The organism is Oxynema mangrovii CENA135, assembly GCF_016632315.1.
Lineage (GTDB): Bacteria > Cyanobacteriota > Cyanobacteriia > Cyanobacteriales > Laspinemataceae > Oxynema > Oxynema aestuarii.
The window spans coordinates 1,044,917-1,061,997 of record NZ_JAEOXH010000001.1; the positions used below are offsets into that span (position 1 = coordinate 1,044,917).

The 17,081-nt window shown below is 49.7% G+C and carries 10 protein-coding genes; 5 read left to right on the forward strand and 5 right to left on the reverse strand.

Features of this window, described 5'->3' with window-relative positions; translation table 11 throughout:
- Positions 1–72 precede the first annotated feature (72 nt).
- Positions 73–6,252 carry a DUF7948 domain-containing protein gene (locus JJD41_RS04070; RefSeq protein WP_200664829.1) on the reverse strand — a complete coding sequence of 2,060 codons (6,180 nt, stop codon included), beginning with the start codon at positions 6,250–6,252 and terminating at the stop codon, positions 73–75.
- Between the two features lie 204 nt (positions 6,253–6,456).
- Between JJD41_RS04070 and JJD41_RS04075 the strand changes: the two genes are divergently transcribed.
- Entirely contained in the window at positions 6,457–6,846 is a 390-nt protein-coding gene (locus tag JJD41_RS04075) for a GFA family protein (protein WP_200664830.1), read from the forward strand.
- 72 nt (positions 6,847–6,918) lie between these two features.
- Here the strand turns inward: JJD41_RS04075 and JJD41_RS04080 are convergent, their stop codons facing one another.
- Positions 6,919–7,752 carry an SH3 domain-containing protein gene (locus JJD41_RS04080; RefSeq protein ID WP_200664831.1) on the reverse strand — a complete coding sequence of 278 codons (834 nt, stop codon included), beginning with the start codon at positions 7,750–7,752 and terminating at the stop codon, positions 6,919–6,921.
- A gap of 258 nt (positions 7,753–8,010) precedes the next feature.
- Here JJD41_RS04080 and glgP point away from each other — a divergent pair, with 258 nt between their 5' ends.
- Positions 8,011–10,620, forward strand: a complete 2,610-nt coding sequence (gene glgP, locus JJD41_RS04085) for an alpha-glucan family phosphorylase (RefSeq protein ID WP_200664832.1) — start codon at positions 8,011–8,013, stop codon at positions 10,618–10,620.
- Positions 10,621–10,863: 243 nt separating this feature from the next.
- On the forward strand, positions 10,864–11,748 hold the full coding sequence (locus JJD41_RS04090) for a hypothetical protein (protein WP_200664833.1): 885 nt from the start codon (positions 10,864–10,866) through the stop codon (positions 11,746–11,748).
- Here JJD41_RS04090 and JJD41_RS04095 read toward each other — a convergent pair.
- Complete coding sequence (locus JJD41_RS04095) at positions 11,741–12,502, reverse strand: DUF429 domain-containing protein (protein ID WP_200664834.1); 762 nt, start codon at positions 12,500–12,502, stop codon at positions 11,741–11,743. The genes JJD41_RS04090 and JJD41_RS04095 overlap by 8 nt on opposite strands.
- Before the next feature lie 35 nt (positions 12,503–12,537).
- Positions 12,538–13,095, reverse strand: a complete 558-nt coding sequence (locus tag JJD41_RS04100) for a DUF6141 family protein (protein ID WP_200664835.1) — start codon at positions 13,093–13,095, stop codon at positions 12,538–12,540.
- Between the two features lie 356 nt (positions 13,096–13,451).
- Here JJD41_RS04100 and trpS point away from each other — a divergent pair, with 356 nt between their 5' ends.
- Positions 13,452–14,462 (forward strand): tryptophan--tRNA ligase, encoded by a 1,011-nt coding sequence (gene trpS, locus JJD41_RS04105; RefSeq protein ID WP_200664836.1) that lies wholly within the window; start codon positions 13,452–13,454, stop codon positions 14,460–14,462.
- A gap of 204 nt (positions 14,463–14,666) precedes the next feature.
- A complete protein-coding gene (locus JJD41_RS04110) occupies positions 14,667–15,599 on the forward strand; it encodes a methylenetetrahydrofolate reductase (RefSeq protein ID WP_200664837.1) in 933 nt (310 codons plus the stop codon).
- Between the two features lie 615 nt (positions 15,600–16,214).
- Here the strand turns inward: JJD41_RS04110 and JJD41_RS04115 are convergent.
- Positions 16,215–17,078: an Npun_R2479 family HD domain-containing metalloprotein gene (locus tag JJD41_RS04115; RefSeq protein ID WP_168570488.1), complete on the reverse strand. Its 864-nt coding sequence runs from the start codon at positions 17,076–17,078 to the stop codon at positions 16,215–16,217.
- Positions 17,079–17,081 lie beyond the last annotated feature (3 nt).

Genomic DNA, 17,081 nt, shown 5'->3' on the forward strand with positions numbered 1-17,081 from the left:
GGCTGTCCGTCCCTACTATTTGGTATCCCATGCATCCCATGCAACAAATTACACCCGATTTGCTGAAGACCTTTACAAAATTTCAAAATCATCGCGATCGATCGCCCCAAATTCGATGTTATCGAGAGTCACTAAAATGCGATCGCCGGAACGAACGATCGCCCCCCGTTCGCTGTCAACGATCGCCAACATTTCAAAACTTATCCCAGACGATAATACCAGGCGATCGATCCCGTCTTCAAAATCGACAATGCGATCGCCTCCACTACTGTGTAACACGAAGCGATCGCTACCGTCGCCACCGCAGAAGATATCGGCCCCGAAATCGCCGAATAACCAATCATCGCCGCGATTTCCGGCGAGAATATCGTTATTTTGTCCGCCGTGGAGGGTGTCGTCTCCATTTCCACCGATAAGGGTGTCCTCGCTTTCGTTTCCGTTGAGAAAGTCGTTCCCTTCCCCACCGAATAACCAATCTCGACCGTCAGGGTCGCCAACGGTGGAATCGCTAACCCCACCGAAGACGGTATCATCGCCGTTATCCCCCATCAGGCGGTCATTTCCACGATCGCCCCAGATCAGATCGCCGTCTTTCCCTCCCCAGATCGAATCGTCGTCTCGTCCGCCGTAGAGGCTATCTCGGCCTTGATTGCCGTGGATCTCATCGTCGCCACGATTGCCGAAGATCAGATCGCGATCGTCGTCGTCGGCGGGCGATCGATCGCTGCCGACCCCGCCGAAAATGCGATCGTTGCCCAAATCTCCCCATAAAATATCGTTATGGCGATCGCCAAACACTAAATCGTCATCTTTGCCACCGTGGGCGCGATCGCTGCCAGATCCGCCATAAATCGTGTCATTACCTTCATTTCCATGAAGAATATCGTCCCCGGAGCCCCCTTCGAGGCGATCGCGATCGATCGAATCTCCCACTGGGGTTTTGCTTCCCCGTCCGCCGCGAAGAATGTCATCCCCTTCGTCGCCATATAAGTTATCGTCATTCCCCCGACCGAATAAGGCATCATTACCGCTAAATCCAAATAAGCCATCGGCGCGATCGCTGCCAAAAATGACGTTATTTTGTTCATTTCCGAGGCGATCGGCTTCGATTGAATTGGGAATAGGCGGCGTTATATTACTTAATGCTGCATTGAATTCAGTCTGTTCTACGCTCAACTCGCAATCACAACAGCGATCGCTGACAGGGAGGTTATTTTGGGGGGCGATCGGAATTTCTGGAGGATCTTCGTTAACTGGAGTTTCAATAACGGGATTATCGATAACCGGATCTTCGTTAACTGGAGTTTCAATAACGGGATTATCGATAACCGGATCTTCGTTAACTGGAGTTTCAATAACTGGGTCTTCAATAACGGGATCTTCGGTAACTGGAGTTTCAATAACCGGGTCTTCAATAACGGGATCTTCGGTAACTGGAGTTTCAATAACGGGATCTTCAATAACGGGATCTTGGTTAACTGGAGTTTCAATAACAGGATCTTCAATAACCGGGTCTTCAATAACCGGGTCTTCGATAACTGGATCTTCTTCTTCAGAATTGGGAGTAACCGTCACGCCAAACGTCTGACTGACCACTTCCAAACCGTCGCTGGCGGTAATTTTAATACTGAATTCGCCGAGATCTGCGGTGTCCGGCGTTCCGCTAAACGTTCCGGTGGAGGGGTCGAAAGTCAACCAAATGGGTAAATCGGCACCATTATTTAAGGTTGCAGTATAAACCAGATCGTCGCCGTCAATATCGTTAAAATAAGTGGCGGCGATCGCGAAACTCACTAATTCCCCTACAATCGCGGTGCGATCGCCGATCGCCTCGTCCACTGTTGGCGGGTCATTTTCCGGCGTCACCGTCAAATTAACCGTCGCGTCATTATTGCTGAAATCCTTACCATCAGAGGCATTCCAGCTAAAACTGGTGGTTCCGTTAAAGTCGGCACCCGGGGTAAATACCAACTTGGCGAGGTCTGAACGGGCGATCGCACTTCCGGCAGTTAGTTGCGCCCCTGCAAGGGTCAATGTTCCGTGACTCGGTAAAGCCGTTATCGAAATTGCGGATAATTCGTCACTTTCCGTGTCACTAAATGCTGCGGTAAAGTCGGATTCGCTAAAGGCGATCGCCGTATCTTCCGGTCCGGATAGGGTAATATTACTCAGAATCGGGGCATCATTAAGCGGGGCGATCGCGATCGTAAAGGTTCGAACCGTTGACGTATTCTCGCCGCCATTTGCCGTCCCGCCGTCATCCTGCAACGTCACCGCCACCGTCGCCGTTCCCGACACATTCGCCGCCGGAGTATAAGTTAGAGTTCCCGTATCCGAGGCGATCGTGGGTAACGTCGCAAACAAACTGTCGTTATCTGTCGTTAGATTAAACGTTAAGTTCTGACTGACTTCATCGCTACCGCCCCCGGCAGCAATCGCACTTGCCCACCCAGCTACCGTTTGCGAACCCGCATCCTCGTCGATACTGAGATCGCCCCCCGGGGTAAAACTCGGGGCGTCATTGACCCCATTGACCGTTACCGCCACTGTCGTTTCTACGAACTTTCCGCCCGTATCGGTTCCCCGTAAGGTGAGATTAGCGCTTCCACTGACATCGGCGGCGAAGTCGAGAGTGAGAGTTCCCGCCGTCGGATCGATATTCGTCGTGTCGAACAGTAGGGGATTACTATTGTTGATAATGGTATAAATTAAATTTGGATCCGTATCTTCTGCATCGTCAAATGCAGCAAACAGATCGATCGCCTGATTCGCCGCATCTTCGTCAACGACGATCTCGGCGATCGCATTCGCCGTTGGCGGCGTATTCGTATCCACCAGAAAACTCCCCAAACTGCCCGCGTCGAGGGCGTTTCCGGTCGTGTCGGTCACTTCGCTGGCTTGAACTTGAACCGTGTAAGTTCCATCGTCGGTCACGTCCCAGGTTCCGCCGGGAGGGACGATTTGATAGGTTGCCGTAATCGGGGTATTGTTGCCCGTCGCCGTCGTACTTTGTAGCGTCGCCGCCAGATTTGCCCCCGTCGGCGTCACCACAATAATGTCATTATTATCTAAATTACTGACATCGATCGCGCGATCGTCGCTATACTCGACCGTAAACGTGTAACTCGCCCCTCCAGCCACGGTCACATCGGCAGCCGTCAGATTCGCCATGGGAAGCGTAGTATCGATCGAACCCGGGGAAGCGATATCTAAGCCATTATTGCCGCCGAGGTTAGCACTTTCGTAAGCCGTTCCCGTTGCCGAAGTTGTACCAATATTGTTTAACGCCCAGTTGCCACTTGTATTATTATCTGCACTGAGATCGGTTAAATAGATCGACGGTCCGCCACCCCCGGATAACGACGGCCAAGGTCCGACATTATCGTAGTTTACCTCGTCAATCGTTGTTGTAAAATCGCGACTATTGTAACTGGTTAAACTATCCCATAATCCGATGCGATCGCCATCATTCGCCAGGGCGGGCCAATCGGTAACCGGGATAAGATTGAGTCCGCTTCCCCACGCCGCCTCGAACGCCGCCGCCGTAAGATCTTCCGCATTATAAAGAATACCCGTTTGACCGGGGGCGATCGTCCCACTGGCAATATTCGCCGCCGCCAGAACGCCTGAATCATCGTCATCTAAGACAAACCCGGATAAATCAATCGGGGTCGTCCCGTCGTTGTAAACCTCAATCCACTCCCAGTCATGCTCTACACTTTCGGGATTGTAAAGAATCTCAGAAATAATCAACGGTGGTAAATCGTTATCGACAATACTGGGATTTATTATACTTGACGCCGTACCATCAACAGTAATTGAAATTCCCCCATCTCCATAAACCGTATCGGTAGAGGTGACACTGTGGGTGAGAGTCCCCGTATGCGATCCCTCCCAAACGAGATCGTCTACCGCCGTGACCGCAATCGTTTGCGGAATAAACCAATTCGCCGAAGTAAAGGTCACCGAATTGGTAGCATTCACTTCAGTATCCGACGCAACTTGTACCGTTACATCTGCTGTCGGTTGCGTCGTCAGGAGAATTTCGTACTGTTCCGTTAAGGTTCCGTCTTCGTCTACCGTCACATCGCCATCAGTCCGAATTTGAACTTCCGGCGACCCGGTGACAATTTTGGAGACAAAAGCGTCATACCCCTCCATCCCAAATTGATTGGATGTTTGCAAAGCATTGGTGACTAAACCCAAATTAGATAAAGGAACTACGGGGAAGTCCGAAGAACTGGTTTCTCCAGTAACATAAGCATTTCCAGAACTATCGAGGGCAATAGCGTAGGCGCGATCTTCACTCGTACCGCCGAGATAAGTAGAATAAGTTAAGGCAGTCGCATCGTTATTTAATTGGGCAATAAACCCATCGTCCCCGCCCCCAAAAACTTGTTGAATGGGACTATTTGTAAGGGTTGGCGGTAACAGAGGAAAATCATTACTTCGTGTATATCCAGTTAAGTAAGCATTACCGCTATCATCAACGGCGAGACTCTTCGGTCCGCGAACGTTGTCATTTCCTATTCCCCCTAAATAGGTCGAATAGTCTAATGAAAAAACGGGCGTAACTCCCGTTTCGTTAAACTTCGCCACAAAAACATCAAAGGTTCCGCCGCCGTGGGTATCTTGTAATACTCCAGCCGTCGTTGGTAATGGAAGAGTTGCAGTGGTTCCCGACCCGGTAATCCCAGCTATGTAAATATTGCCGATATCATCGACAACAATCCCGTAGCCTTCATCGGTATTACTTCCTCCGAAATAAGTCCCATATTCGACATTCGTTCCCGCCGTATTTAATTTAACGATAAAGGCATCACTATTGCTGGTATTATCCCCTTGATTGATATTGACCTCTAAACCCGTCGAAGTCGCTGGGAAATCTGTATTAAAATCTGTTGCAGTCGAATAGGTTTCCCCAGTAATATAAACTTCCTCATTGCTATTAATAGCAATTCCCTGACCTTCATCGATGTGTTTTCCGCCAACATAGCGACTGTAGGCTAAAACTGCACCGGATGCTTTGATGCGGGCGACAAAAGCATCAACGGCGCCGTTATTGGTATTATTGGCACTATTAAAATCTGTAGAATAAGTTTCTCCAGTAACGTAAGCATCGCCGTTACTGTCAACGACAATCCCCCGTCCGATATCTATGCTAGTACCGCCGAGATAAGTGCTGTAAGCTAATGTTCCTGTATTATCTAATTTTGTAATAAATACTTCATTTTCATCAGAATTACCTCCAGTTTTTGCAGTTTGAAAAGCAGAAAGGGTAGGGAAATCTATTGAATTTGTACTGCCAGTAATATAAGCATTTCCCAAATTATCGACAGTAATATCCGTTCCTGCATCGATGGTGGCACCACCGATATAGGTGCTGTAAAGCAATCCCGTTCCTGTCGGATTGAGTTTGGCAACAAATACATCTAAACCTTGATTTCCCCCCACGGTATCGGGGAAATCGTTCGATAAAGTTGCCCCGGTGATGTAGGCATTTCCTGCATTATCTACGGCGATGCTGCTGCCGCCATCATCTCCCGTTCCCCCTAAATAGGTAGAGTATTCTAAGACTGGATCGATCGCCACGGCGTAAGCGGGATTGTAGGCGCCTAACTCAAAACCAATACGATTCTCGTCGAGTAATTTGTAGCGACTTTCAACTTCGACGATTTCGCCGTGAATATACTGATAACTGAAGGGAGCATCTTCGATGAATTCTCCGTATTCAGTGGTTAAAATTAAGTCTCCTTCTTCGTCAATCTCGATGTTTTCGATGCCGCTATAGTCAATTTTAATTAAATTCGGATCGACCCCAGGATCGACAATAAAATCGCGTTTTAAATTTCCTGCCGTACCGCGATAAACTAAATCAATTCCCGGATATAAATCTTGATAGACTACACCGCCATAAGTTGGAACATTCGTCAACCATTTTTCCGGGTCGTTGCCGTAGAAAAAGTTGGCAACTCCTTCTAATTCTTGTAATCCTGTAATTTCAGGATTGGGATTGGCCCCGAGAAACTGCATTTCCACGGTGGAGGAAACCGTTTCACTTTCGAGTTGATTGATGCTATTGAAAACAATTTCATCGGGGGTGAAAAAAATATTGACCCCATCGTGGCGGAGGCTAAATGCAACTTTTGCATCGGTCTGGCCGACATTGGGAATAAAGCTGAGGGGAAGTGCGGTTTGAGAGGGGGAATTCGATTCGCTGTCGGGGGGAAGCGGAACGAGGTGATTTTGCATGAGTTTGGCGGTAGGTAGAGCAAATAAGAGCGACAATTGACTGATTGCCGCCCTCCCATAATGATTGATGTAGCTGCGATCGCCCATCTACAATTAAAATTGTACCCAAGTTAGACGCACGATCGCGATAATAAGTTTCATCAGAGATAATTCGCCAATTGCGCCAACGCAAACAGGCGGTTTGTACTTTTTTATGAGGGTTCAATGAGCAACAGTCATCATTCTCAAACCTATGAAGGGGGTTGTCACTGCGGTGCAATCCGCTTTCGGGTTGTGGTTAACCGACATGAGGCGGTGGATTGCAACTGTTCGATTTGCACGAAAAAGGGCTTTTTACATTTAATCGTCCCTTCCGAACAATTTACTTTATTGCGCGGAGAGGAGATGTTACAAACTTATACGTTTAACACGGAAATCGCAAAGCACAAATTTTGTAAGAAATGTGGCATCCACCCCTTTTATATTCCGCGATCGCACCCGGATCGAGTTGATGTGAATGTCCGGTGTTTGGATGGAAATGTTATCTCGAAATTTAAGATCGTTCCCTTCAACGGCCAAAATTGGGAAGAAAATGTCGAAAGCATCCGCGATTAACGGCCCCCATGCCAAAACTCAATCTAAAATCTAAACATCTAAAATCTAAACTCTAAACATCTAAAATCCCTCTCATTCGCCTCCAGGCATGGCTAAAATTTGCCAGTTGCCCTCGACTTGACCGAATAAGACCCGATAATCCAAGGGCGTATAAACATATCGATTATAGATATATCCCTGGCGATCGCCCGCCAAGATCACGGGAGTCCAGCCGTCGATGGGGTCGATTTCGCCGCCGGAAGCTTGTTGCATGTTCTCGGCTTCCTCACGATCGCGCGTGACGACGGCATTAGAGACGCTGGCGATCGTCTCACCTTCTAAAGTCGGTTCCGATCGCACGTTGACATTCTCGCCGACGACGATCGCCTGTTCCAACTGCCACGAAACCCCCTCCACCTCTTCCGGTGGGGGAAACTGGCTGACGAACGCCTGCACCACATTCGGACAGACCCAAATTTGAGTATCCGCATCGACGCGATCGAAAGTCGGGGGATTCTCCGCCGGAGAACAGCCGACATCGATCGCCTTTTGTAACTGGGCCCAAAACCAACTGTCGGACTCCTCTAAATTTAGGGCATCGTGCGATCGCGGCACCGAAAACCCGATCGGTAACTGTTCGGGTAACACCGATTCGACAAAAGTGCGATCGCGCTGTCCGACCGCCGCGCGCAAGCGCTGACGAAACTCGTAAAAGTCGCTCCCCGGTTCGGCATCGTCTTCCAAGGCGATCGTGCGATCGGTTTGGGAGTCCTCCGTCGAGACCACCTCGGCACCGTTCCCCCCGTGAATCAAGCGTTGCACCTTCGCCGAAGTACCCGTAGACGAGCGAATCGCCGCCGCCAATCCCGCACCGAGTCCCAATCCCGCGATCGCCACTACTAGCGTCAGTCCCTGTACTTTGTTCATCGTCCCTTGTTTGCCTCGACTCGCCGCCTTCGCTTAGCGTCTCCCCAGGAGGATCGCCCCCATCCAAATCGCCCTTATTGTAACAACCGTCCCGCACCCAGTTCCCCTCTCTCCAGAGGTTCGGAACTATTAAAACAACTTAACTTTCAAGAAAACTCAGCAGAAAATGAGTTATAGAACAAAAGCAGGAGGAAAAATTTTTACTGTTCGCAGTCCATTTCAACTTCTTCGTAAAACCGTAGAAAATATCCCGCGCTTATGCAACCCATTCGTACCTTTAATGTTTCTCCGTCCTTACCGGAAAAACTCGAACCCTTACGCAAACTTGCTTATAACCTTCATTGGGATTGGAACGTCGAAACTAAAGACCTGTTTCGCCGACTCGATCGCGACTTGTGGGAATCCAGCCGCCACAACCCCGTCTTAATGCTCGGGACGATCTCCCAAGCGCGCTTGCAAGAAGTCGCCGAAGACGAAGGCTTCCTCGCGCAAGTCGAACGGGCCGCCCTTCAACTCGAAGACTACCTGCGCGAACGAACCTGGTACGCCAAACACCGCGACCCCGACAAACAATCCCAAGACTGCTACGCCTACTTTTCCGCCGAATTCGGCTTGACCGACTGCCTCCCGATCTATTCCGGAGGTTTGGGCGTCCTCGCAGGCGACCACCTCAAATCGGCGAGCGATCGCGGGTTGCCCCTCGTCGGGGTCGGTTTACTCTATCAAGAAGGCTACTTCAGCCAGTATCTCAACGCCGATGGCTGGCAACAAGAACGCTACCCGATCAACGACTTCTACAACATGCCGTTGCACCTCGAACGCGACGCTAACGGTAACGAACTGCGGATCGCCGTAGACTACCCCGGACGCCAGGTTTACGCCCGGGTCTGGCGCGTCCAAGTGGGAACGGTGCCGCTTTACATGCTCGATACCAACATCGAACCCAATAATCCCTACGATCACGACATCACCGACGAACTCTACGGCGGCGATCTCGATATGAGAATGCACCAAGAGATCATGCTCGGGATTGGCGGGGTCAAAATGCTCGAAGCCCTCGGACTCAAACCGACGGTCTACCACATGAACGAGGGACATTCCGCCTTTTTAACGTTAGAGCGGATCCGTCATTTAATGGAAAGCGACGGTTTGAGTTTCCACGAAGCGAAAGAAGTCGTCAACGCCAGCAGTATTTTTACCACCCATACCCCCGTCCCTGCCGGATTTGATATGTTTCCGGCGGACAAAATCATGTACTATCTCGGTCACTATGCCGAGAAATTGCACCTCTCTCGCGAGGAATTTTTAGCCCTGGGTCGGGAAAATACCGGGGATCTCGAATCGCCGTTTAGTATGGCAACCTTGGCGATTAAAATGGCGAGTTTTGTCAACGGGGTGTCTAAACTGCACGGGGACGTGTCGCAAAGGTTATTTAAAAACTTGTGGCCCGCCTTACCTGTGGGGGAAGTCCCGATTACGGCGATTACGAATGGGGTTCACGCGCGCAGTTGCGTGGCGAAGTTCACCCAGGAATTGTACGATCGCTATCTCGGACCGAAATGGTCTACAACTCCGGCGCACAATTCTTTGTGGGATCGGGTCAGTTCGATTCCCGATGACGAACTGTGGAGGGCGCAAGAGCGGTGTCGGTCCGAGTTGGTGGTGTTCGTGCGCGATCGCCTCGAAAAATATTTGCGCGATCGCGGCGGATCCTTGAGCGAACTGTCCCAAGCCCAAGAAGTCCTCGATCCGAGCGTGTTAACCATCGGTTTCGCCCGTCGTTTCGCCACTTACAAGCGCGCGACCTTGTTCATGCGCGATTTAGACCGGATCAAACGGATTTTGTTCGACCTGCACAGCGATCGCCTCAAAGGCGGAATGCTCAGTCCTAAAAAACGGATGGTTCAGTTCGTGATCGCCGGGAAAGCTCACCCGAAAGATATTCCCGGAAAAGAAATGATCCGCCACATCGTCCACTTCATTCGGGAACAGAAGTGCGAGAAAAATATCGTTTTTATTCCCGATTACGATATCAACGTCGCCCGCATGATGGTGTCTGGCTGCGATGTCTGGCTCAATACCCCGCGCCGTCCTCGCGAAGCCTCCGGAACCAGTGGGATGAAAGCGGCGATGAATGGAGTGCTCAACTTGAGCATTCTCGATGGCTGGTGGAACGAAGCGGACTACGTGCGCACGGGATGGCCCATCGGTCAGGGGGAAATGTACGACGATCCGGACTATCAAGATGAGGTGGAAGCCAACGCCCTCTACGATTTACTCGAAAAGGAAGTGGTTCCCTTATTCTACGATCGCGACGAAGAAGGCATCCCGCGCCGATGGGTGGCGAAGATGAAACAGGCGATCCGGCTCAATTGCCCGCAGTTTAACACCGCGCGCATGGTCAGCGACTACGCGACTTACGGCTATTTCCCCGCGAGCGATCGCTACTACCAAACCATCGAGAACCACTACCAACCCGCGAAAGAACTGGCTCACTGGAAGCAACACCTGTTCGATCGCTGGTACGATATCAAGATCGAAACGGTCGATATTTCCGCCCCTGCAGAGATCCAGGTCAACGAGGATATCGCCGTCAAAGCACAAATTCACCTCGCCGGACTCAAGCCGGAAGATGTGGAAGTGCAAGTGTATAAAGGGCCGATGGATGCGGACGGCAATATTGTCGATGGGGTGCCGATGACGATGGAATATCAGGGAAGCGGCGCCAACGGTCGCAGTATTTATACGGCCAATATTGCTTATTCGTCTTCGGGTTTACAAGGCTTATCCCTGCGGATTTTACCGCAGCATCCTTATTTGAGTAGTCCGTTTCAACCCGGATTACAGGTAATTTGGGCGAATTCTTAATCGCCAATTTCGGGGCGTAGATTCTGCGCCCCCTTTTGAAGTTCAATCGATTTTTATTAAAAATTAAAACAAGAGCGGCGATCGACTGAAGCGATCGCTGCGATCGATGTTTAAAAACATATTGTTATTTAAACTAAATTGACTAATTGTTAATTTCTGAAGTAGCAATTCGGATCGATCGGGTTTGCATTGGAAAAGCGATCGTGAATTTAAAAAAATCAATCAGAATTGCACGATATCGCCATGACTTACCAAAAGCATTTAACCAACGATTCTAATCCCGATATTCATAAGCTTGACTCTAGCTTACAAGTAATTCACCAAGATATTCAGCAGCAAAACTTGGTTTTGGAAAAAATCTTAGAAGAGTCTAGTGGAGGTGGGATATGGTCGAGAAATACCCTTGTTTATATTTTGCTTCCTGCTTTTATCGGTGCGATTTTTGGGGTATTAATTGCCGCTTGTGGTGTGTTTAAGGTAGAACCTATGGCACCGGATAAATCCACACCCGCTTTAAACGAGACAACACAAAAAGTTGTTTTTGGTGCGCTCTCCTGTACGGGTTCTTCTATTCTAACCCTGTGTTTGTTAGGGGCGCCCAGCCATAACGCTCAAAAGAGAAAAACTTTAGCGCTTTCATTTTTTGGTTCTTTGTTCTTTTTCTTTCCCCAACAAAGCTTAGCGACTTTAACAACTATTTCAGAAGCATTTCAAAGACAACAGTCTAAAAATAATCAATTAGCCGAGCAACTTTCTACGGCTCAGGATAAAAAAACTCAAGCTTTACGAGCAACTTTGCAGGCCAGTGGCTCTCCAACTCCCGAAATCAAAGAGGATGTTGCTGAAGTTTTAGACACCAACATTACTTTGATTGGGAATGCCGAAGTTGCTACATTACAACAGCAAGCATCTTCACAAACCATAGAATTGCTAGAGGAAAATCCCGAATTATTACAAGACCCAGACATTAAAGAAAAATCAATAGAATTAGGGAAAAAATTGCAAGAGCAAATTCAAACAGTCAATCCCCAGGAAAGTCCCGATCCTATTTCAACGTCGAACGATCGCGAATTATTACAAGAACTCACTGATTTAGACGAAAAATATTCTCAAGAATCGGTCAATTGACGATCGCCGGAATCACGATGTAACCGGAGGCGCGATCGCCGAAAACCCAGGTACGATCGCGCCCCCAGTACCACCAGTAGGCGCCGATATACGCACAAAGCAACGCATCTAAGCGGTCTTCTAAGGCTTTGAGCTGTTTTCCTTTAAACGATTCGACTTCGGCATTAAAATCGGCGGGTTTGAGGCGGAGTAAATCGCAGTCGGTGTCTAAAGACAAACGCGGTTCTAACTGAGGCAGGCGATCGACTATATATTGACGCAATTTCATTAATTCCGGCTTGCGATCGCCTAATTTTCCCTTTTTATACTTTAAAATGCGTTCCAATCCAAATAAGGCGATCGTTGCCGGATGGGGAAACACTTCAATTTGATAGCGACCCGGTTTTTTGGGCTCGATTTGCGCCGCATGAGCAAAACCGCACGCTTCCAAACGACAGCCAAATCCGACCGTTCGCGCCGCAAAACGACTGTTGAGATTCGCCGGATAGCACCCGGCGTGATAGCGTCCGAAATACTTGTGCGTTAGTTTATCCGCTTCTCTCATTCCCGTCGCATTGGGAATCACCGTCGGCGCGTCCACGGCGACTAAGGCAGTTTGCGGACGGGGGGCGATCGCCTCGATCCAGGCGAAAATATCGTCAAGATCGAGCTTGCACTCTGACGAGTCCAAATAGAGGCGATCGCCCCGCCAAACCAAGCAACACAAGCCGCTTTTGCCAGAACTCCACCCCAAATCGACCCCTAGAAATTTCATCGTGCGATCGCGCCAACCCAATTCGCCACTTCCCCCTATCTCCCTCGGGAAAAGGCGATCGCGCGCGCCAGTTGTTCGGGACTGTGAGAACCGATTAAAATTCGCTCGCCGTTGGCCAGTTCTAACTGAACCCCGCGATTGCCACTGACATTGTACGCCTTCCCCGTCGGACTGTGACGGATGCCCCATCCCCCATATTCCCGTAAAGGATGGTAGATTTTGACTTCCGCTTTGACAATATTTTCAAAAGGAATTTTAATGCGAGAAAACAGCAACGGATAAAAACTCAGATATAAACCATCACTGCGAATTTCAGTAATTAATTTAGTCGTGTAAAACAGAATCGGGAAAATAACGCCAAAGATAATCCCGAATAAAATCAGAATGATATGGACGACGAGGGTATCTTCCGAGTTGGAATCTAATACAAACGGGATCGCGGCAACATAAAGGGCCGCCAGAGAACTGCACGACAGTACCACCCAAATCCAAGGCTGACGAAACTGTTGCACTTCTCGAAACATGAGGGTTGCATCGATGTCATCGGTAATGCTGACTTCCGACGACATCGGTTTAGAGCGCAGTTTATCCACCACGGTCTCCTGATTCGCTAAGGGGAAAAGTCGCGATCGCGTATCGGGATCGTTTCGGACGATCGAGCCAACGAATCTACGGCAACAAAGCAACGGGCTTGCGGCTGTCTAAAACAATTCCCGCTCCTCAATCGTATCACTCCCCCGAGGGCGATCGCCCCCAATATGGCATCAACAATCCGTCCTCTGCAAGCCGGGAGGCAATTGGGTGAGGGGCGAAGATTTGTTAAGATGTCCGATTGTATGTCCTTTGGCGTGCATTTCGACAAACGCTTTGAGAATCTTCCTCAGCACCCAGGAATGTTCTCCAGCCAAGTTCCTTGTCCTGTCAAAAAATCAGTTTGTAACGGCAACCTATGGGTAAGCAGCGCATTCTTTCAGGAGTCCAACCCACTGGCAATCTGCATCTCGGTAACTATTTGGGTGCGATCCGCAACTGGGTAGAAGCGCAGAGTCAGTATGAAAATTTCTTCTGTGTCGTCGATTTACACGCGATTACGGTTCCGCACAACCGCGCTACTCTGGCGCAAGATACCTACACGATCGCGGCGTTGTATTTAGCTTGTGGCATTGACTTAGATCGTGCCACGATTTTTATTCAGTCGCACGTTCGCGCCCATACCGAACTGACCTGGCTGCTCAATTGCATCACCCCGTTAAACTGGCTCCAAGACATGATCCAGTTTAAAGAAAAAGCGGTGCGTCAGGGGGAAAATGTCAGCGCCGGATTGTTAGATTATCCGGTGTTAATGGCGGCGGATATTTTGCTTTACGAAGCCGATAAAGTCCCCGTCGGCGAAGATCAAAAACAGCATTTGGAACTGACCCGAGATATCGCCGCTCGATTTAACCATCAGTTTGGGAACGATGACGAACCCGTCCTCAAAGTCCCCGAACCGTTAATTCGCAAAGAAGGGGCGCGGGTGATGAGTTTGACCGACGGTACCAATAAAATGTCAAAATCGGATCCGTCGGATATGAGCCGGATTAACCTGCTCGATCCGCCGGACGCGATCGCCAAAAAGATCAAGCGCTGCAAAACCGACCCGATTCGCGGCTTGTGGTTTGACGATCCACAACGTCCGGAGTGCCATAATTTGCTGACCCTGTACGCACTCCTGTCCGGGAAAAGCCGGGAAGCGGTTGCCAAAGAATGTAAGGACATGGGATGGGGTCAGTTCAAGCCGTTGTTGACCCAGGCGACGTTAGAGGCGCTCAAACCGATTCAGGAGAAATATAAGGAGGTCATGGGCGATCGCGCCTATCTCGAATCGGTGTTGCGAGAGGGACGGGAAAAAGCGGAGGCGATCGCCAATCCGACCCTCAATAAGGTAAAAGCGGCTTTGGGTTATTCGATGCCGTTATAACCCCCCCTGCGTTACTTCCACTCAGTTACACTCGCAAAAAGGAGACCGAAACTCGGAACGGGGCGATCGCGACGGGAGACAGGGAAGCAGTCACGCTCTCCCTGGCTTCATTCTCGACAGCCTCAATCCATCACTTTATGGGATCTGGATGGCTGCCACACCATCGGGGTCGAACATTGACCACTGAAACATAACAACACAACTATGACACAACAGCCTTTAGCGCGATCGCGCTTCCGTCTCGCCGTCGAAGCGCGAGAATTTTTAATCACTGCCGAAGTGATGCCGCCCAAAGGTAGCGATGCCTCGCATACGGTGGAAATGGCCCGCCAACTCAAAGATTGGGTACACGCCGTCAACGTGACCGATGGCAGTCGGGCCGTGTTGCGGATGTCTCCCGTCGCCACTTCCGCGATTTTACTGCAACACGGTATCGAGCCGATCTGTCAAATCGCCTGTCGCGATCGCAACGCGATCGGTATTCAAGGGGATTTGATGGGCGCTCACGCCCTCGGCATTCGCAATATTTTAGCCTTGACTGGAGACCCGATTAAAGCAGGCGACCACCCGAAAGCCAAATCGGTGTTTGAGTTGGAATCGGTGCGTTTGCTCAAATTGATTAAAAAACTCAATAGCGGTACGGATTTTAACGATAATCCCCTCACGGACTCTCCGACGGATTTATTTCCCGGCGCGGCAGTCGATCCGCAGTTAAAAAGCTGGTCGGGTCTCAAAAGTCGCTTTGAACGAAAACTGGAAGCGGGAGCGGAATTTTTCCAAAGTCAGATGATCTGCGATTTCGATCGCCTCGACAAGTTCATGAACGAAATTGCTTCGGGAACGGACAAGCCAATTCTCGCCGGAATCTTTTTACTCAAGTCGGCGAAAAATGCCGCCTTTATCAATCGTTGCGTTCCCGGCGTCCACATTTCCGACGAAACGATCGCCCGTTTGGCTGAGGCGAAACATCCCCTTCGCGAAGGCATGAAAATTGCGGCGGAACAGGTGCAACACGCGCGATCGATCTGTCATGGCGTTCACATGATGGCGGTTCGCCGAGAAGATTTGATCCCGGAAATTCTGGATATGGCTGGTGTCTCGGCCCTTACTCCTCAAGAAGCGAAAATCGCGGTTTAGAAACGGCGGGCAACTGCACCCAAGGACACGCAACGATAGGCAACGAGCGATCGCGCATTTTTTCCGGATCGCGCCCTGTTGTGTCGGAATCTACACCGTGGTAGATGCACCCTGATGTCCAAACCCCCTGGCTCGTTCTGGGGGTTTTTTATTTTAGATTTTTTATTTTAGATTTTCGATCGACCAAATGAAAACCATCCGGATGAGTGAGAGGATATCCGAATTCTCAATATAGATGCACCCTGATGTACCACCCCTGGCTAGCCAACCAGGGGTTTTTTTATTTTCACTTTTAGCCTGTAAAGTTTAGATTTTAAATCGGCCAGATAAAAATTGTCCGGATCGACGGAGAGCGATCGCGAAATCCTTAATAGATGCACCCTGATAGTCCACCCCCGGTCAGCCAACTGGGGGTTTTTTATTTTCACTTTTAGCCTGTAAAGTTTAGATTTTAAATCGGCCAGATAAAAATTGTCCGGATCGATGGGGGGCGATCGCCTCTCGTGAGGACAAGACACCGGGAATAACACCCTGAGAAAAAGCGCCGGACGAAGTATGCAGTCCGACGTCAAAAACAAGAGATAAGCTAACGATCGCGCGATCGGCTCGAAGAGTTCAAGCGACCTCGGAAGCGGAATCGGAACTGACCTCAGCGTGTTCGACTCGGAAGACATTTGCGTAGAGATTCGCCATAATCTGCTTGCCTTCTTGAGTCAATCCCAAATATTTCAACGCATCGGTAATGTAAGGATAAACCCCATTCCAATAAAACTTGGCGTAGTTTTTACGCAAGTCATCCGGGTGACGGTATCCTAACGTTTTGTTCGCTCCAGTTTCTTCAAATTCGTAGAAGAGCGCGCCAATTTTTTGTAAATAACGCGGGTCGCTCAATTGTCCGATCAAATCGGCAGCGCGGACCAGTCCGGAATAATTGAAGGTATCCTTATGATCTTCGTCCGCCGGAACGGGAAAACGAGTCAGTTCGATATTGCGTTTGATCGCTTCGGCATCGATCAGGCGATGACCGCCGAAGCGCTCTTGGATGAACAATTTACCGCGATCGACGTGATAGGGGGTCAAACTGGCGTCGGTCGCGCCGACGGGGACGGTGACTTTCATCCCATCACGACCCGTGGCGTACAAGTTTTCCTCGGCACGATCTTCCCTGCAAACGCCTTTGACGTAACCGATATCGTGACAGAGCAAAGAAATAATCGCGTGTAGCCAATCTTCGCAAGAAACGCCGCCTTCGCGAATATGTTTGCCGCGCAAGATTTCTTGACCGACTAAGGTGACGAGGATCGTATGTTCGACGTTGTGATATAAAGCGTCGCTATTGGCAATATTTTCCAGAGCCATATTGCCAGCCCAGGCAATAATATCGGCGTAGTCGGATTTGTAACCGCCGTAAGTCCGATGATAGCCCGCTTGGAGTTGTTGGACGAAAGCGTCGATCAGGAGTGCCGTGGAGTTAAACATTTC